Source organism: Pseudomonas sp. RGM 3321 (assembly GCF_022836805.1).
Taxonomy (GTDB): Bacteria; Pseudomonadota; Gammaproteobacteria; order Pseudomonadales; family Pseudomonadaceae; genus Aquipseudomonas.
In genome coordinates, this window is the sequence record NZ_JALHBH010000096.1 from 39,305 (window position 1) to 58,185 (window position 18,881).

General features: G+C 57.6%; 14 protein-coding genes and 1 pseudogene. 6 read left to right on the plus strand and 9 right to left on the minus strand.

Features of this window, described 5'->3' with window-relative positions:
- Nucleotides 1-126 precede the first annotated feature (126 nt).
- The 4 genes and pseudogenes from RGM3321_RS06310 (at nt 127) to RGM3321_RS06325 (ending at nt 5,564) form a co-directional block, all read left to right on the plus strand.
- Nucleotides 127-3,513, plus strand: coding sequence for a toxin VasX (locus RGM3321_RS06310; RefSeq protein ID WP_244392075.1), 3,387 nt, complete (start codon nt 127-129; stop codon nt 3,511-3,513).
- Between the two features lie 4 nt (nt 3,514-3,517).
- Nucleotides 3,518-4,261 (plus strand): permease, encoded by a 744-nt coding sequence (locus tag RGM3321_RS06315; RefSeq protein ID WP_244392076.1) that lies wholly within the window; start codon nt 3,518-3,520, stop codon nt 4,259-4,261.
- An 86-nt stretch (nt 4,262-4,347) separates the two neighbouring features.
- Nucleotides 4,348-4,875: pseudogene (locus RGM3321_RS06320) on the plus strand (hypothetical protein); the annotation flags it as partial.
- The gene (locus RGM3321_RS06325; RefSeq protein ID WP_244392077.1) at nt 4,872-5,564 is read left to right on the plus strand and encodes a permease; all 693 of its coding nucleotides are present in this window, start codon (nt 4,872-4,874) and stop codon (nt 5,562-5,564) included. The pseudogene RGM3321_RS06320 and the gene RGM3321_RS06325, both read left to right, overlap by 4 nt.
- 46 nt (nt 5,565-5,610) lie before the next feature.
- Here the strand turns inward: RGM3321_RS06325 and RGM3321_RS06330 are convergent, their stop codons facing one another.
- From RGM3321_RS06330 to RGM3321_RS06360, 7 genes are all read right to left on the minus strand, one after another.
- Nucleotides 5,611-7,848: an ATP-binding protein gene (locus tag RGM3321_RS06330; RefSeq protein ID WP_244392078.1), complete on the minus strand. Its 2,238-nt coding sequence runs from the start codon at nt 7,846-7,848 to the stop codon at nt 5,611-5,613.
- The gene (locus tag RGM3321_RS06335) at nt 7,845-8,459 is read right to left on the minus strand and encodes a biliverdin-producing heme oxygenase (RefSeq protein WP_244392079.1); all 615 of its coding nucleotides are present in this window, start codon (nt 8,457-8,459) and stop codon (nt 7,845-7,847) included. Before RGM3321_RS06335 ends, RGM3321_RS06330 begins: the two co-directional genes overlap by 4 nt.
- Nucleotides 8,460-8,809: 350 nt before the next feature.
- Nucleotides 8,810-10,843 carry an LTA synthase family protein gene (locus RGM3321_RS06340; RefSeq protein ID WP_244392080.1) on the minus strand — a complete coding sequence of 678 codons (2,034 nt, stop codon included), beginning with the start codon at nt 10,841-10,843 and terminating at the stop codon, nt 8,810-8,812.
- A 10-nt stretch (nt 10,844-10,853) separates the two neighbouring features.
- On the minus strand, nt 10,854-11,474 hold the full coding sequence (locus RGM3321_RS06345; RefSeq protein WP_244392081.1) for a hypothetical protein: 621 nt from the start codon (nt 11,472-11,474) through the stop codon (nt 10,854-10,856).
- The gene (locus RGM3321_RS06350) at nt 11,471-12,769 is read right to left on the minus strand and encodes a sialidase family protein (protein ID WP_244392082.1); all 1,299 of its coding nucleotides are present in this window, start codon (nt 12,767-12,769) and stop codon (nt 11,471-11,473) included. The genes RGM3321_RS06345 and RGM3321_RS06350 overlap by 4 nt, the downstream gene beginning before the upstream one ends.
- A 38-nt stretch (nt 12,770-12,807) precedes the next feature.
- Entirely contained in the window at nt 12,808-13,353 is a 546-nt protein-coding gene (locus RGM3321_RS06355) for a cytochrome b/b6 domain-containing protein (protein ID WP_244392083.1), read from the minus strand.
- Nucleotides 13,353-13,616 (minus strand): PepSY domain-containing protein, encoded by a 264-nt coding sequence (locus RGM3321_RS06360; RefSeq protein WP_002554361.1) that lies wholly within the window; start codon nt 13,614-13,616, stop codon nt 13,353-13,355. Before RGM3321_RS06360 ends, RGM3321_RS06355 begins: the two co-directional genes overlap by 1 nt.
- A gap of 168 nt (nt 13,617-13,784) precedes the next feature.
- Between RGM3321_RS06360 and RGM3321_RS06365 the strand changes: the two genes are divergently transcribed.
- Together RGM3321_RS06365 and RGM3321_RS06370 are read left to right on the plus strand one after the other, a co-directional pair.
- Complete coding sequence (locus RGM3321_RS06365) at nt 13,785-14,447, plus strand: response regulator (protein ID WP_002554362.1); 663 nt, start codon at nt 13,785-13,787, stop codon at nt 14,445-14,447.
- On the plus strand, nt 14,444-15,817 hold the full coding sequence (locus tag RGM3321_RS06370; protein ID WP_244392084.1) for a sensor histidine kinase: 1,374 nt from the start codon (nt 14,444-14,446) through the stop codon (nt 15,815-15,817). Before RGM3321_RS06365 ends, RGM3321_RS06370 begins: the two co-directional genes overlap by 4 nt.
- Nucleotides 15,818-15,829: 12 nt before the next feature.
- Here the strand turns inward: RGM3321_RS06370 and RGM3321_RS06375 are convergent, their stop codons facing one another.
- Together RGM3321_RS06375 and RGM3321_RS06380 are read right to left on the minus strand one after the other, a co-directional pair.
- On the minus strand, nt 15,830-17,116 hold the full coding sequence (locus tag RGM3321_RS06375) for an FAD-binding oxidoreductase (protein WP_244392085.1): 1,287 nt from the start codon (nt 17,114-17,116) through the stop codon (nt 15,830-15,832).
- 44 nt (nt 17,117-17,160) lie between these two features.
- The gene (locus RGM3321_RS06380) at nt 17,161-18,651 is read right to left on the minus strand and encodes an aldehyde dehydrogenase family protein (protein ID WP_244392086.1); all 1,491 of its coding nucleotides are present in this window, start codon (nt 18,649-18,651) and stop codon (nt 17,161-17,163) included.
- Between the last annotated feature and the right edge of the window lie 230 nt (nt 18,652-18,881).

An 18,881-nucleotide genomic window follows, 5' to 3' on the forward strand; every position in this document is an offset into this window, starting at 1 on the left:
TTTTTTAAATCTTTTAACGCTATCTGCCTGTTTTAATTAGATAAAAAATTTCACGGCACACATCTTGGAATGTACTTCTGCATACAGCGGGCGAAATTGCCCGTTTCTGCGCAGAGAATTTCCCGCATGACCGATAAAAACGGCACACACCAGCAACGACGCGCCGCACTGTTTCCCAAGACCCCGGCGACAGCCACCAGCCTTTGCCCTTTCAGAGGGCCGAACGTCGCCATCGTGCCGGTGCGCTACGCGCTGGATCGCTCCCGCTACGACGCTGCGCCCGAGCAGTTGAAGCCATTGCCGAAACAGGGCAAATGGGCGCTGATGCCGACACTGAAAACACGCAGCTACACCCTTCGCCAGCTGTACGACGGCTACGTCTATGTGTTCGACGAAACGGCCGGGACGCTGCATGAATATGTCGCTTCAGCAAACAACGGCCATCTGAACCGCATCGTCTGGACGGACGCGCAGATCGGCAGTGATCAGCGAATCGGCCCCAGTGATGGCAAGCCCTTTCTGCTCTACCCGAGACGTAACACACTGCACATCGCCTTTTCCCTGCAGCAATGGACGTGGCGAATTTGCGAACACATGCGTTCCAGCGCCCCAAGCCGCGCGCTGTGGATGAAAGCGCTCGACCTGGCCAGCTACTGCATCACCATGGCCGAGCCGGACACCCTGCCGTTGAACCGGATCGCCGAGGCCGTGGCGGACATCGATAAGGGCCATGTCATTGACGACGGCCGTTTCGCTGACTCGGCGATCCCCACTGCTCACCCTCTGTCGGAAGACGCCGAAACACATCCGCTATGGGCACCACTGGGTGCTGATGTTTTTTGGCAAGGCAGCGTCGACGATCAGGACAGTTCCCTGCTCATCGCCCTTGATGACCCGCTGGCTGTTTTCAACGATTTGGGCATGCAACTCGCCGCTGATCAGGCGGCTTTTCGCGACTGGCAAGCCGAGCACGAACACAAGATTCAGATCGCCCAGACTGTCTCCGGACTGTGTGGTGCCGAGAGCGACCCGCAAAAACTGCCAGCGTCGGTGCGCGGCAATGCGGCTCGCACGCACCAGTACCTGAGCGAGGTCGAAGCGTACTTCGAGCAATGCATCCTTGAAGAAGCACAGATCAGCAGCAGCAACGTTCCCGGAGATTTTCTGCTGCTGCCGGACATGTTCAAGAGCCTGGACATGCGCAAATCGATCGAGGCACGTTACGGCAGCGCCCCTACCGAAGAGGCCGCGCAGGCCTGGAAAGATCGCCACAAATGGCGGCGCGAAGTCGATCTGGCCAGCGCGCGCCAGTATCTTCAACAGCATCTGCCAAGCGGAGACGTACGGTTGCAACAGGTACGTGACACGCAACGCGATTTTCAGCTCTGGGCAACACATATCGGCACAGACCCGTCCAAACTGTTTATCGACACCACCCGCCCAACACAGCTGCTGTACCTGCAAACGATCATGCTCAACCTGCAGATCATTTACGCCCAGGACAGCGCAGCCACCACCTGGCTGGCCGAGCAGGAAGCTAACGCCACCACACTGTTTGGCACCTTGCGTTACGGCTTCTCAGCCGCGCTCAAACAGGCGTTGCACCAAGAGGCCGACGCGCTATTGAACGGCCTCGGCGACGTAACCAACCTGGCTACACGTATTGGCGAACTCAATGGCGCCCTCAATCACCAGGGCTTTGCCGACAAGCCGTGGATGAAGGCGCTGAAGCAACCCGTTCAGGGCACCTTCAAAGCCCTCGGCGAACTGGCCAGCGGCGCAGGTAAAACGACGCTTGAGAGCATCCTGCTGGCCTGGGTACCCATCGACAGCCGCATGGCCCTTGGCAAACAGCAGAATATCGTCGCATTGCTTCGCACCCTGTTGATCGGCCAGATTTTGCTTGGTTCGAAGGCGCATATTGCAGTCGATCAACAGGTATTCACCAAGTTAAAAAAGTGGACCCGCGAATGGCAGGTACTCAACAAGCAGATCAGCGATATCCGACGCAATTGGCTATATCCGAACGCCTACAACACACGCCAAAGCACTGCTCACAACCTGCACACCCATCAACAGAAACTGCGCGTCCACGAACTGAGCATCCCCGCTCTGCTCGACTTCCAGAACAACGAATACGCCAAATTACTGCAGGACGAGATTCGCCAGTACTTCCAGTCCGGCAAAACCTTGGCCAAGGACTGGCTGGCCCAAGCCAAACGCTGGACCGACCGGCTCGGCGGCGCTGCAGGCTCGATCACTTGGGGTGTGATCATGCTCAATTTCATCAATACCGCGCTCACTTACCGGGACCTTACTCAGGATGGAGACTTCAGTGCCAAGGATATTGGCAAGGTGACGTATGGACTGGGGTACAGCTTCAACCTGTTGATGGCGGTGTTTGTTGAAGCGCCGTGGAGCGTGATCAGGGATGCGACACCGGTGCTGATTGATGGCAAGAATGTAGGAATTCTGGACAGGTCCAGTGCGTATTGGAAAGCCAAGGGAAATGTAACCTGGGGTGATGCGATACGTGGGTTCAGGGTTTCGATGGTGGCGATGGGTGGGTTTGGGATCGCGGCGGTTACATTGGAAATAATCGACAACCACGATGACTGGCGTAAGTCAAAAAACCCAACAGAAAAAAAAGCAACCGTAATGAAGGGGCTCGCTACTGCGGCGATGGGGCTGGGCTCATTGGCTCAATTACTCGCAGGCATATCGCCTGCAAGCAGGCTGACTTTCTTAGTTATGAGTCCATGGTTCAGCTTGGCACTACTCACAGCAGGTGCAATATACCTTTTCGCAACAATAGCATTAAATTACTTCAAACAAGATAGCGTCGGCTGGTGGTTACGCAAGAGCTGTTGGTCATGGACTTCCGAGCACCGCCATGCAGAGACAGTCGAAGATAGAAACAATGAAATGCGTGACTTTCTGGAAATACAGCTGAGCCCGCAAATCTATGTAAAAAGCACCGTACATTACGAAAATCGATATCTTGGCAAAGGTGATTATATAAGTGTTGCAGTACAGAATGGGGTCAGCGTACAGATTCGCTTGCCAAGCAATTTGCGCGGGCAGTCTGTGCATTTCAACGTCATTAGCAGCAAACGACCGTGGGGCGTACTGCCGGTAGAAAAAATCGGTCGTCCAGTACATGAAGACTTTCTGGAAAGGGGACAATTCAGGAAGGTTGAGCAGTTTGGGACGCTTACCAACAAGCCTGCCGGCAAAGCGAGTGAAGATTTTACCTACCCTTTGATGCCACCTGAAAACGAGGACGTCGTCTGGGAAACCTGGATGGCGCTCGATCAGGATGCCAGCTATCTAGAACTGCAAATATGGTATCCACAGCATTTGATAACTTCCAGCCAGGACGATACGGGCTATTTGTTTCAGCTGGAGCTCGGCACTAAGGGCAGTACATCTTTCGATGGCCTGACTGCAACCGAACTTGAGGTGAAATCAAATAGCCGAGCCGCTCGTCTGACGCTTGAAATTGCGGATTAAGGACATGAATACACAACAAAAATCTTCGCATTCAGCCTCCATCGTTGACAAAGCCCGGTGCGGCTTGGAAAAAGCGGTATCACCCTCAGCATTATTGACAGGCAACGACATCATGAACTGGTCAGTCAAAACCATCGCGTCCTCTCCAAAAGAGATTATGTACGCACAATTTTTTTTGGGTTTGGGGCACGTATTGATGCTTTTTTTTAACTTTTGGGTATGGTGGGAGTTATTTACTCAGGAGCCGCACTGGGCGGTTGTGTTCACGCTAGTCATCGCTGCGATTTATGCTTACTTTATTGGTTTAATAATTCGTCAAAAAACCATTTACAACTACACAATAAAAACCAACTCAGCCCACCTGGAATACTACCTCCACTACCCCGACTTCGCCTCATCCCTTTTCAAAGGCATCGCCATAGCCGTTATCCTGCTATTTGTGTTCGTAGCCATATTCACCGGTTCAATACTCTTTCTAATCGGCCCTGCGGCCATCGCCTGTATCGCAGCCCTCAAGCTACTAAACTGGGAAAACCCCATTCACCATGAACAAAGCCTGCCCTGGGATGAGTACAACTTTGTGACCGTCGACCGTAAACGGCTGATGATCGTCACACACCGCACGGATGTCACACTGGGCTTTGAGGCCCGATTCCAGCATGAGGTGCTGTTCAACAAATACCTCGCGTTTCTCCACACCGTGCTCCCCCCAACAACTGAGTTCACGGAAAAAGCCTGGAAATGGTAGTCCCGTTGCCGACCTCAATAAGCACTCCCTTAAGGCCGAACCACGAGATCCCTGGTATTCAGCCTATCTGGCTGCTCGCTTGCATAAACCAGTGGTTGCAGGACGATATTCGCCTGCACTTCCAGTACGGCACAGCCATCGCCAAAGACTGGCTGACCACCGCCAAGCGCTGGATCGATGGACTGGGAGGTATTGCCGAGTCAATCGCCTGGGGCGTGATCATGCTCAACTTCATCAATACCGCGCTCACTTACCGGGACCTTACTCGGGATGGAGACTTCAGTGCCAAGAATATTGGCAAGGTTACCTATGGGTTTGGGTATAAGGCGAGTGAAGACTTCACCTACCCCTTGATACCACCCGAAAACGAAGACCTCATCTGGGAAACCTGGGTACCGCTCGACAAGGACGCAACGTACCTTGAGCTGCAAATCTGGTATCCGGCCAGTCGTTTAAAACCTGGCGAAGACGATAGAAGCTATCTGTTTCTGATGGAGCTTAGTCCAAGAGGCGATACTGCTATTGACGGATTGGCTGCTGTGGAACTTGAAGTAAAGGCATCAAACAGGGCCGGTACGCTGACTCTAGAAGTCGCAGAGGGTACGCCATTATGACTCAACAAGAAAACAACCCAACCTTGCCACAAGGTGGAGATGTTCTGAGCTGGAAGATCAAAACACTTGCGAGATCGCCTAGAGAAATGATGATAACGCAGTCCATATTTACCGCACTCTACATAACAGGATGCACACTTTATATGTGGGGAGGCTGGATAATGTTTTCAGATAGCCTCTACTCATTACTGGGTACTTTATTGGCGTTCGCCGGCATTCTTGCCTATTTCGTAGGCCTGCTTATCCGCCAAAAAACCATCTACAACTACACCCTGAAAACCGACGGTGCCACAGTCGAGTACTACCTCCACTATCCCGACTTCGCCTCCGCACTTTTCAAAGGCATCGCTATTTTCGTCATCCTGGCATTCGTCCTGGTCGTCCTAATCACCGGGTCATTGCTGTTTCTGGTCGGTCCGGTGGCGATGGCCTTTATCGCAGCCATCAAACTGCTGAACTGGGAAAACCCCGTCCACCATCGACAAACCGCACCATGGCATTTGCACGAATTTGTCACGGTTGATCACAAACGTCTGATGGTCATTATCCATTGCGAGGATATAACCAGCGGGTTAGCCGCGCGTTTTCCCAGCAAGGCCCTTATGGACAAGTACCTCGCGTTTCTGCGCAAGGCACTTCCAGCGAACGCTCAATACATCGAAAAAGCCACTAACTGGCATCAGGGCTGATGCCACTCAGGCTTGAGTCATATGCGCCTCAAGCCTGAGAAAGCAATCAATGCGCAATCGGCACAGTAAAGCGGAACTCGCTGCCCTCGCCGACCTGGCTTTGCGCTCCCAGTTCTCCGCCGTGGGCCTTGATGATGCCTTGAGAGATATACAAACCCAGCCCGGTGCCGGTCGGGTTGCCTTCCTTGACGGTCCAGTAGCGTTCGAAGATGTGCGGCAGTTGCTCGGCTGGGATGCCCTCGCCGGAGTCACGCACGGTGAACACGATTTCAGTGCCGTTGGACATCGCCGCCACGCCGATCTTGCCCAGTTTCGGGGTGAACTTGATGGCGTTGCCAATCAGGTTGGACAGCACCTGGAACAGGCGCTCCGGGTCGGCCTGAACCTTGAGGTCGGGCTCGGCATTGAAGGAAATCTCGATGGATTTGTCCATCGCCAGCGGGGCCAGCAAGGTGTAGGCCTCTTCGAAAATCTGGCTGACTTCCAGCGGCTGCGGTGTGATGGTGTAGCGGCCTGCTTCGATTTTCGACGTGTCGAGCAGGTCTTCGAGCAACACATTCATACGGCTGGCTGCTTGCTGCATGGTGTCGATTGCCGTGGAAATACGCCGCGAGGTGTGCGGACCATCGGAGCTGAACGACTTCTGCATCATTCCGCAGAGCATGGAAATGACCGTCATCGGGTTGCGCAGGTCATGGGAAACGACCGCTACCAGTTCGTCACGGGCACGAACCGCCTGTTGCTCCCTGCGCACCTGACGGGCAAGGTCGTTTTCCAGCGCGGAGCGGCGCAGGTCGTTAGCCGCGAACACGTCGCCATGGCTCCACTTTGGCGCAATCCCGGTCATTTCGACCTTCCAGATTTCAAACGATGTGCGCGGCCGAAGGCGCATACCGCCTTCCGAGCTTTCCATGTTCAGCGGTTTGTTCGGATCACCGCTCCACTGGACGCTTTCCTTGACCTCGGAACGAAACCAGATCACGCCGTTATCCACAGGCTTGGGCAGGCTCATGGCCAATATGCCACTGGCGGCTGGCTGGTAAGCCTCGGCGGGCGCGTACACGCTGGAGAGATGATGACTGGCATACACCGGCTCGCCGCCTGCAATCATCCACGTGTGCAGTGCACGTATATCCGAAACCTCCGGGCAGATACCGTAACAATGCGTCTGCCGGTCTTCGATGATCGCGACACCGGTCGCACCGACCAGATCCATCAGCAATTGCGGCTGCTGTGCCAGGCCGTCAAAGACGTTTTCTTCGGAATCGGCCATGGCTTGATGCAGTTGCTCAAGTGTTCTGACTTTCGCCTCGCGCTGGCGGCTTATTTCCAGCGCTTCCATCGCGCTGATCTGCAGCGACAACACCTGACCGATCGCCTGGCAGGCACTGCGCAGTTCGTGGGACACGTACAACGGGGTACGGTGCCCGCAACTGACCAGCCCCCACAACTTGCCGCCCTGAATCAGCGAAACACTCATGGACGAAAGCACGCCCATGTTTTTCATGTACTGGCAGTGGATCGGCGAAACACTTCGCAGCGTCGAAAAACTCAGGTCGAGTTGCTGCTGAGTGTCGGGGCGCAATTGAGGCACCAATGGCACCGGGGTGTAATCGGCATCAGGAATAATGCGCAGCCAGTTGCGGCGGTACAGTTCGCGCGCCTGCTCGGGAATGTCCGAGGCCGGAAAGAAAAGACCGTTGAAGAGTTCCATGCTGGGTGCAGACGCTTCAGCGATCACCTGACCATGGCCTTCTTCTTCAAAACGATAGATCAGTACCCGGTCATAACCGGTCATCCGCTGGATCTCGCGAACACTGACTTCATACAGTGTTTGCAGATCACTCGCCGCGTGCAACTGACGTAACATACGCCCCATGTTGCCAGTGCGCTCGGTATAACTGACCGCTTGCGCTTCCTTGTCCTGAATCTCGAGTTCCAGAACCAGTACATCCTGATTGCGGTGCATCAAGGCTTCGAACTCGATGCCATTGACCGTCATCAGCAAGCGTTGCGTATCAACGAACGAATCATGAGCGCTGGCGCTTCTGATCACCTCGGCCCAACCGGCACCCAGAACATGCTCGAGGCCTTTACCGAGAACCTGCTCGGGTGCATGGCCCAGCACACTCTGCACGTTCGCACTGACTTGCAGGATCGTCAGGTTTGGCTCTTCCAGAGTGAACAACAGACCGTGAGGCTGAATGGCTCCGGGAAACTGAATAGGCTCATCCGCACAATTGGCCAGGAGGACTTCAAAAGCGTCCTTGTCGAGTTGGCTCATAGCAGTACCTCTTGACCATCGAGCCATTGCTCGAAGCATGCAAATGTGGACTGTGCCGCAAACGCTGCGGCGTCAGTAAAAACAACTTCTCGCGGCACTGCATCGAGATGGTTCAGAAACGCCTTCCAGCGAGGTCCGGTATCGGCACCGTAAACATCGAGAAAGCCCGCTCCACTCTGCTCATCCAGACCCAGGCGCCTGTTTATTTCGCGCCGTAACACCTGCCCGCCCAACGTTGCACCTTCAAGCACGTACATGACTCCCAGGCACGAACCGGGCGAATCCACTGTCGGCAACTGCTCGCAGCGAGGCAGTTGCCTGATGTCATCATCAGACAGACCCAGAGCACGCAGATCCTCGACCAGCACAGCGGTCTTGACCCGATCTTGCGGGATAAGCTCCGCGGGCATCAATGCGCTGTCGTGCAATACAGCTTCAAGCGGTGCATAAAAACCGTAATAAGCCTTAAGCAGACGAAGGTAAAGAGCATGATCCAGCGCAGATGAAAAAAACGGCATGCGTTTTTCGAGCTTAACGTGCAACTGACTCGTTTCAGCACGCAGTGCAGCCAGCAATTTCGGCGGGGTAACACATGAAAAACTTGCCGGCATCCAGGAAGGCTCTTGAGTGTGCAATAGACAGAAAACGCATCCGAGCGAAAACAGGCCGCCAAAATACAGATTCGAAGCGAAAACCGACAGTTTTTTCCGATATTAGTGATGAAATACCACAACCCACCAGAAAAACAGCCAGCGTCTCGGGCGGTTGTTTGCACCGCCCGAAGAAACTGCTCTTGACTGGTGACGATAGTCGAAAACCGCGCCATATACGTGTTTCATACGTGCATGGTTCACATTGGCAAGCACATTAACATCATCAACCAGCGATGCCATCATTGCGCAAGCATACGGCCTTGACCATAGGCTTGCGCAATATACTGCGCCTGGCGCGGTTCGGGTGATCAGCGCACGTTCTGATACAGCATCATTCGCGAGGTTTCATGCAGGCCGCGAGTGAGGTCACGCAGCCGCTCGAACTCTTGTGGGTTCTGCTTGGCGACGTTATCCAGCGGCGTGGGGGAAGCCAGGTCGTGAAGCGTTGGCGAGCTGCCATCGTGCTCCATCTGCAGCAGGTAGTTGCGGGTGACACCGCCGATCAGCGGGAACGTGCCTTCACGCAGTACCAATGGCACCACACGTTCGCCTTCGGGAGCGGGCTGCTGAATGTCACGGCCCATCGTGCCGCTGGTGAAAGGCATACCGGCCATTCCCGCCACTGTCGGCAGTAGATCCGCAAGGCCGACTGCGTCATCGACTACCCGGGTGCCCAGCAGGCCGGGCGCATGAATCAACAGCGGAACGTTATTGCTCTCCAGCCCCAGTTGCTCGAACGCCGGGGCCATGTGCGGGATCTGGCTGATGCGTGTGTTGTGATCGCCAAACAACACAAAAATGGTGTTTTCGTAATAACCGCCCGCCTTGGCCAGTTCCATCAACCGACCGATATTGAAGTCCAACAGACGCACCGCGTTGTACTGCTCCACACTGCGCGAACCGGCGGCCTGGACCTGCTCCAGTGTCTTGTCGCTGACCTGAAAACCGTCGTTGTCTTTCGGAATGGTGAAGGGCCGGTGATTGCCGGCGGTCTGTACGTAGGCAAAGAACGGCTTGTCAGTTGGCAACGCGCGCAGGATCCGGTCGCTCTCCTTGAACAGATCCAGGTCGGAAATCCCCCACACATCCACCTGCGGCGACTTCCAGTCGCGCTCGTCGTACAGGCGGACGTCATCGATACTGCGGCGGATCAATGCGTTCATGTTGGCCCAGCCGGAATTGCCACCAATCATGTACAGCTTCTCGTAGCCCTTGAAGTTATTGATGATGGTGTTTTGACGGGTCAGCAGAGGATGACGCGTGGCCGTTTCCTGGCGGGTGACATCGGGCACCCCGGTGATGCTCGCCCAGACCGTTTTTGCGGTGCCGGTCACCGGCACATAAAAATGCTTGAAGAACCAGCTTTGGGTCGCCAGATGATCCAGATTCGGCGTCGGGTTCAGCGGGTTGCCATAGGCACCGACGGCACTGGTGCCCAGTGACTCAAGCATGACGAACATGACATTCGGCGTCCGCTCGCTACGTACCCGGTAAGGCTGCACAGACTGGTGACGTTTGAAATTCAAGGCCTGTGCATCTGGCTGCTGGACACCCAGATAGCGTGCGACCGACTCATAGTGCTCACGCACCTGGGCTTCATCGAAGTGGGACTGGGAGACCTTGAGCGTGTCGTACAGAAACAGCGCCGGGTTGAGCCCCAGTGCCGCGACCTGGCTGTTGCCGGAGAAAAATGCATCGCTCCAGCGCAACGGTACGGGATTTTCCAGATTGAGATTCTCGACCCGGCCCAGCAAGCCGAGAAAGGTCGCACAGACCACCAGTGCCGCCCCCCAGACCACGGACCAGCGATTGAGCGGACGGGGCTCGCGGTCCAGAGTGACGCGCTCAAGCCTGAGCAGCGCCCAGCCGAGCGCTGCAACGGTCAGCAACCAGCCGGCAGTGATCCACAGCACCGGATAGGTCTGCCAGAGCATGTCCCGGGAAATCTGCGCATCCTCCAGATAGCGCATCACGCTGGCGTTGAGCCTGACCCCGAGATAGGCGTAATGACCAAAGTCGACGATATGAATCATCGTCAGAACAGCCAGCGCGACAATCAAATAGCCTCGCGCCAGCCAGCGCAAGACCGGCTTGCTGACCAGGTTCCAGCGCGGCAACCAGAGCAGCAGCGCGACCGGCATGAGTATCAGCAGCGCCAGACGCAGGTCGAAACGCACTCCGATACCCAGCGTCTGCGCGACCTCGCCACGGGTAAACAGGGTGCCCGGCTCGACGCCGGAAAACCCGAAGAAAAACACCCCTCTCAGTAACGCCGACAGCAGGAATACCAACATGACCGCGCCCAGCCAATAGTGCAGGCGTCGCGATTGCAACCAACTCATCGTCATTCCTCTAGACATTGCCGGCAGACAGAGTGGCCGAACGGCGCGACTCCGTTGCCCGGCGATAAACAAAACGGACGGCCAGGCTCAGCAAAGCCCCGCAGCAGTACAGGGCGAGAAGCGGGTCAATCAGGTAATCCCAATAATTTTCCGACGGCTTGATACGAAATGTGAATGCCAGCGTCGCAGCAGCCAGCATCACCACAGCCAGCCCATTACGCATAAAGACCAGCCCCAGCGCGATAACGGCGACAATAATGATCATCGGTCGCGGATTGTAACCCCAGCGGTAGGGGTCGAAGTAAGTCAGACCTAGCGTGGCCGGATACAACGTCAGCGCCAGGGCGGCGAACACCAGCAACATCACCCATCGCCGGGAAACTGCCATCGGTCTGAGCACACCCAATCGCTGCAGGGTCAGCCAGCCCAGCACCACCAGGCTGCTGATTGCCAGATCGTCGGTCAGGCTGCGAGCGTACGACGCCATCGACAAACCGTCGAATGAAATAACGCTCAACAGCGAGGTGGCTGCCAGCAGGCCACAGCGCCACCATAACGATGCGGTCAGCGGAGCCAACAGTACAAACAGGGTCCAGGCAAACGCCAGATGAGCCAATCCCAAAGCGATCATAAAAGTTGCTCCGCCAGCCAGGCCTCGTTGAAGCTGACATGTTTGATGAAGGTGTTATTCCACGAGTAGACCAGGTGATACAGGCCATCCGGGCTGCGGATGAAGTACGGGTATTCGTATTCGAAATCACACCCCTGTGCGGAACAGACACGCTGGTCCAGATTGCTCAGAAACTCGGCTTCCATTGGCTGGCGACGTGCGCCGCTGGAAGCGCGAAAGCCTTCGCCGATGGCCGCCTTGTAGGCCTCCAGGGCAAACGGTGTACCCAGCGGATCGGGTGACTTGTCCAGATCCGGCAGCGGCCGCCAGACCTTCATCTGCTCGTCGGTGCTGTACAGACTGAGCTTGAAGCGACCTTCGCGCAGATCATTCAACGCCACCAGCAAGCCCTTGCCCGGCACGCCGACAGCGGCCAGCGACGAGTTGGGGTTGCTGGGTGTCAGCGGTTGCGGCTCGCTCCAGGTCTGACCACCGTCTTCGGTACGGCTGGCCAGTACCCGGTGAAACGTCTCGCCGGCATAACGCAGCAAGGCTACGGCGCGTTGGCCGTCCAACGGCACAACGGTGGGCTGCAGGGAATTTTTACCGCGGCTGATGCGAAACTTGTCGATGACTTCGCCATCTGCGCTCAGGTACAGGTATTCGGCAAACTTGCCGAGAAACTCGTGATACACCGGCAGGCCGATCGAGCCGTCGGCATGAAACACTGGCGCGCCACGTACCAGCGTGCTGATGTTCAAAAACGGCGATGTCACCAGTTGCCACGGCGGCGACCAACTGGCACCCATATCGCTGGACACCATTGCATTGACGGTACTGCCCGCCCAGCCGCCGACCGAGACTGACACGTAGAACAGCCACAGGCGGTTGTCCGGAGCAAGCGCGATCACCGGGTTGCCCAGTTTGCGGATGTACTTGCCGGTACCTGACTGAGTGGACGCGCGGGTCGCCAGCACCTGCTCGTCGCCCCACTCACCATTGGACGCATCGAACCGCGAGGTGCGTATTTCAACGTCTCCCGCCCCTTCGCGAGAACCGGCGAACCACACCGACATGAGGTCGCCGCCAGGCAATGCCGTCACAGCTGACGAATGCACGAAATCGTCCAGATCAGAAGACGCGAAACGCGAAATGTAGGATGCTTTGGGTGCCACACTTTCAGCGTCGATCGGCGCTGCGCTCACGGCAAAGGCAGATATCCGGTGCTGTGGATGGCTTAGCCATGCACTGAGAAAAATCACTACAACAATCAGGCCTGCGCTCCATGCAGTCAGGTTTCGGGAAATAACACGCATCAGGAGGCATCACTGTGATGAAGGGCAAGGAGGTGGTTTCAGCGATGGCGATCTTCAGGTAACGGACGTCGTTTGCCTGTCAGCATCGACAAGGGCAGGTTGTCACGCACTTGAAAGCTTTCGAAGATGGCCGCGGCCATGTGCAGCACTACCAGCGCACACAATGTATTGGCGAGAATTTCATGAGCCTGCAAAGGCCAGTCGGCACCCCACAAGGCATCGACTTCCTCCATCAGGAAACCGGTCAGGCCCATGCCGAAGATCAGCGCCATCATGAGTACCATGACCAGCGCACCCAGCGGAGAATGACCGAGCCTGTGTACCGGCTGCCGGTTGATCAGCGACCGGACATGCGCACGCAGGCGCGCCGGGCTAGGCCAGAAATCGCTCCAGCGCGCGCTGGTTGGTCCGATGAATCCCCACACCACTCGCACCGCCACCCAGGCAACCGCGTAATAGCCCAGCCAGACGTGCCAGTCGCCACCCGCCTCATTGAAGAAGTAATTGGCAACGAAAACACCCGCGATCGAGATATGAAACACTCTGACCAGCGGGTCCCACAGGCGCAGGGAAACCCGGTTCATTACTTGATCTCGGTCTTGACCGCTTTACCGGTGACCGGATCGTGATAGATCTCGACCTTGCGCTTGTCCTTGTCGAAGCCGTAAATCTCGTAGCAGTTGCCGTCAGTCACTTTGAACTTGCTGATCTCGTAACCCTGAGCCTTGAGCTGCTCCTGGAATTTGGCCTGATCCTGCCATTGGGACTTTTCGGCGGTGGTGCATTGCGGACCAGCAAGGGCCAGCGGGCTGGCCAGCAACAGGGAAACCAGCAGGACTTTACGCATGACAGATACTCACAGGCAGTTAAGGAGCCCCTACTGTGCGAAACCAGTCTTAGGAAAAGCTTAATACGCAACAGCTCGTAACATCTTCCCGGACACACGGCACTTCGCGACGCTGCCTGCTGACGGCATGATGGCGCCCTTCTCACCCTATTCATTGGTCACAACCCTATGCGTCTGCTTCTTGTCGAGGATGATCGTGCGATTGGCCAAGGCATCCGTGTGGCCCTGAATACCGAGGGCTACACGCTGGACTGGCTGGAAGACGGGCTGAGCGCGCTGCACGCCCTGCGCAGCGAGCCCTTCGATCTGTTGCTGCTCGACCTCGGCCTGCCGCGCATGGACGGTTTCGACCTGCTGCGTCAGTTGCGCGCCGAAGAACTCGCCCTGCCGGTGCTGATCCTGACCGCGCGCGACGGCACCGCCGACCGCATTGCCGGTCTGGACGCCGGTGCCGACGACTACCTGATCAAGCCGTTCGACGTCGACGAACTCAAAGCCCGGGTCCGGGCTTTGCTCAGACGCAGCCAGGGACGTGCGCAGCCGTTGCTGGAACACGCTGGCATCAGCCTCGACCCGGCGTCGCAGCAGGTCAGCTTTCAGGGCAGCGAAGTGCCGATGACGCCAATGGAATATCAACTGCTGCACCAATTGATGATCCGCCCCGGCAAGGTGGTCACCCGCGAGCGCTTGTCCAATACCCTGTATGGCTGGCAGGACAAGGTCGAAAGCAACACCCTGGAAGTGCTGATTCACAACCTGCGCAAGAAACTGTCCACCGAACTGATCCGCACCGTGCGCGGCGTCGGCTACCTGCTGGAGCTCAAGGCATGACCTCGGTACGCGCGCGTATTCTGGTCCCGGTTCTGGTGCTGTTGCTGCTCGGCAACCTGGCGATAAGCCTGCTCGCGCTGCGCGACAGCCATCACGAAATAGAAGAAGTCTACGATGCGCAACTGGCCCAGAGCGCGCGCCTGTTGCAGGGTGTGCTGCGCCAGCGCGCTGCGGGTGAGCAGGACCTGGACAAGCTGTATCAGGCGTTCGATCAGGCCATGAGCCGGGTCGGCACCAGTGGCGTTGCCCATCCGTATGAAACCCGGCTGACGTTTCAGGTCTGGCGCACGTCGGGCGAGCTTTTGGTACGTTCGGCCGAAGCGCCGCTGCTCAGTGCGCCTCCCGCTGAAGAAGGCTCGCATGATCTGGTCGAGAACGGGCATGAGTGGTGCGGCTTTCTCCTGGCCGACCCGCAGCAGGGTTTCCTGATCTGGGTCGGTGAGCGCGATGATGTACGCCAGGATCTGATTCAGCGCATTGTCAGCCATACCTTGTGGCCGACGCTGATCGGCGTGCCGCTACTGGTGGTCGCGATCTGGCTGGCGATCGGCTGGGGCCTGCGCCCGTTGCAGTCGATGGCCAGGGTCATTCGCGAACGCGATGCCGAAAGCCTTGAGCCGCTTGATATAACACCGCTGCCCAAAGAGCTGGAACCCATGCAACACGCGCTCAACCGTCTGCTGACCCAGATCGAGAGCGTGCTGGAGCGCGAGCGGCGGTTTATCGCCGACGCCGCCCACGAACTGCGTACACCGCTGACCATCCTGCGCATCCACGCACAGAACGCACGCCAGGCCGAAACCCCGGAACAGCGTCTTGAGGCACTGGATTTTCTCGTGCACGGCGTCGACCGCGCCGCCCGTCTCGCCAGCCAGTTGCTGACGATGGCCCGGCTTGAGCCGCGCCTTGAAGTCAGCCAGTTACAAACCTTTGAACTGAACACGCTGGTGCGCGAGGAAATGGCCGAGCTGACGCCTCTGGCACTGGAGAAGCGTGTCGATCTGGTGTTTGAGGCGGGCGATGACTGCGTGATCCTCAGCGACCCATCAGCCATCACCATCGCGCTACAGAACCTGCTGACCAACGCGCTCAACTTCGCCCCGCCGGCCAGCGAGATTCGCGTGATGCTCAACCGCCAGGAAGACGGCAGCGCGTACTTGTCAGTCGAAGACGCAGGGCCGGGTATCGACGAGAAACAGAAAGCACGCCTTTTTGAACGCTTCTACAGTCAGGGCCACAGCAATGGCGCTGGGCTGGGGCTGGCGATCGTCGACATGATCGTGCGCAAACTGGAAAGCAGCCTGCACCTGCGCAATTCGGCGCAGGGCGGGCTGTGTGCGGAGCTGCGAATCAAGAGCAGAATGGCTTGAAAACCAGTCGGCTCAGAGCACCACGCGTAAGCACTGGCCAGCGTGATACAGCGTGAAACCGGCGTCGTACGCCAGTGTGCGCAGGCCATTGGCCGACACCTTTTTGCTGCTGGAAAAGCTCACCGGCAACGCAGTTGCGTCGTTGCTCAGCAGGTAATCAGCAAAGCATTTGCCCACCAGCGTTCCGGTGGTCACGCCGCGGCCATTGAAACCGGTCGCGGCCAGCAAGCCGGGCGCAGGCTCGAACAGACGCAGCAAGTGGTCTGGGGTGAAACCGATGCGGCCAGTCCAGGTGCTCTGCCACTCGACCCGACCCAACTGTGGAAAGTAGTGCTGCTGGATGCGATCAGCCCATTGACGAATGAACCACAGCGGATAATTGCCAGCGTTGCCAAGGCTGCCCAGCACCAGTCGCCCGTGGACATCGCGACGAATACTGCTGAGCACCGTACGCGTGTCCCAGGAACCCTGCCCGCCACGCAGAATGCCCGCCTGCTCGCTACCGCTGAGTGGCTGTGAAGCGACCTGATAGTAGTAGCCCGCGAAGATGTGATCCTTGACGTCGGTCCACTCACCTTCGGTGTAGGCGTTGGAGGCAATGATGACCTTCTCGGCGCGCACACTGCCCGCGGCGGTAGAGACTCTCCAGCCATCCGCAGTGCGTTGCAGCCCGTTGACGGGAGACTCGCCAAACAGCTGACCGCCCAGCGCCACGACATTGAGCGCCATGCCTGACACATACGCCATCGGGTTCACCGTACCGGCACGGTGATCGAGTAACGCCCCGCTGACCTTGTCGGTGCCACAGGCGTCTTCACAGGGTTTTCCGGTCAGCAATTCGACCCTGGCACCGCGCCGCTGCCACTGCTCGGCACGGCTGCGCAAATCCGCCAGTCCCTTTGCATTGTGGGCCATGTGCAGGTTGCCGGTACGGGTGTCCTGACACGCGATGCGGTACTTGTCGATAGTCGAAAATACCAGCGCCGGAGCCGCGCCCAATGCGCTATTGAGGCGGCCGGCCTCGACACTGCCCAATACCTTGTCCAGTTCGTCGGGTGCCACCCAAGTGCCTGCATTCACCAGACCGACGTTGCGCCCGGAGCCGCCATGACCAACCTGATGAGCTTCGACCACGCACACCGATTTGCCGCCTTCCAGCAACCGCAACGCCGCCGACAAACCGGTGAAACCTGCGCCGATGATGCACACGTCGGCGCTTCGTTCCCCAATCAAGGCCGGACTGACCGGACGTTGCGGAGTCAATTGTTCCCACAGACAGCCTTCAGCAAACTGCACCATCGAAAAACTCCAGCAATGCCCTTCAAGTAATAGCCTGGTACAGATCAGTCGAAAACGATGCCCTGGGCCAATGGCAACTCGCGGGAATAGTTGACGGTATTGGTCTGCCGGCGCATGTAGGCGCGCCACGAGTCGGAGCCGGATTCACGACCGCCACCGGTTTCCTTTTCACCGCCGAATGCACCGCCAATTTCTGCGCCGCTGGTGCCGATGTTGACGTTGGCAATACCACAGTCGCTGCCCGCCGCACTCTGGAAAGCCTCGGCTTCGCGCAGGTCAGTGGTGAAAATGCACGACGACAGCCCCTGAGGCACTTCGTTGTTGAGGCGCAAGGCTTCTTCGAAGTCGTCATAGGCCAGCACATAGAGAATCGGCGCGAAGGTTTCGTGACGCACCACCTCGCTCTGCCCCGGCATTTCGGCGATGGCCGGTGTGACGTAATAGCCGTTCGGGTATTGGTCCTGCAACTGACGCTCGCCACCGAACACCTGACCGCCCTCGTCGCGCGCCTTGGTCAGCGCATTCTGCATGGCGGAAAATGCTTGCTGGTCAATCAGCGGACCGATCAGATTGCCTTCACGAGGATCACCGACACGCACCTTGGCGTAGGCCGCCTTGACCCGGGAAACCACTTCGTCCTTGATCGAGCGATGCACAATCAGACGACGCAGCGTGGTGCAGCGCTGACCGGCAGTGCCCACGGCGCTGAACAGAATACCGCGCACGGCCAGATCCAAGTCAGCGCTGGGGGCCAGAATCATCGCGTTGTTGCCGCCCAGCTCCAGAATGCTGCGCCCGAAACGTGCAGCAACACGCGGACCGACTTCGCGGCCCATGCGGGTGCTGCCGGTGGCGCTGATCAGTGGTACGCGCGGGTCATCGACCAACGCTTCACCAGCGTCACGATCACCGATCACCAACTGGGCAAGCGCTATGGGCGCATCGCCGAAAATCTTCAGCGCCTTGTCAAACAGCGCCTGGCAGGCCAAGGCCGTCAGCGGAGTCTTTTCCGAAGGCTTCCAGATCACCGGGTTGCCGCAGACCAGCGCCAACGTGGTGTTCCAGGCCCAGACTGCAACCGGGAAGTTGAAGGCGCTAATCACCCCGACCACGCCCAGCGGGTGCCAGGTTTCGCGCATGTGGTGGCCGGGACGTTCGGAAGCGATGGTCAGGCCATACAGCTGGCGCGACAGGCCGACGGCGAAGTCGCAGATGTCGATCATTTCCTGGACTTCACCCAAGCCTTCCTGAGTGATCTTGCCCGCTTCGACCGACACCAGTTCGCCCAGGTCAGCCTTGTGCTCGCGCAGCACCTCACCAAAGATCCGCACCAGCTCGCCACGGCGTGGGGCCGGTACTGTGCGCCACTTCAGAAACGCGCTGTGGGCGCTGTCGATGCGCGCCACGACCTGCGCCTTGCCTTCAAGCGTGACCGAGGCAATCCGGCTGCCATCAATCGGGGTGTAAACCGGATAGTCCCCTTTTGTGTGGGCACTGTTCGCCACGCCCAGACGTGCTAATAACTCGGCAACCATGTTGATTCTCCTGTCATGGAAACGGTGGAAATCACTGATGAACCCAGTATTGATCCACTCGAGGTCGGCCCACAAACGACGTTTTTGAAAAACATGATTCCTTTTAGGAATGAACTGCCTGCCATTAACAGCAACGAAGGCCGCTACATCGGGAATTATTGGAATGACCCGGTGATTTTATTTCGTTTGCGAGCGTTGCCCGATGTTTGTTTGGATAAGGCCATCATGAT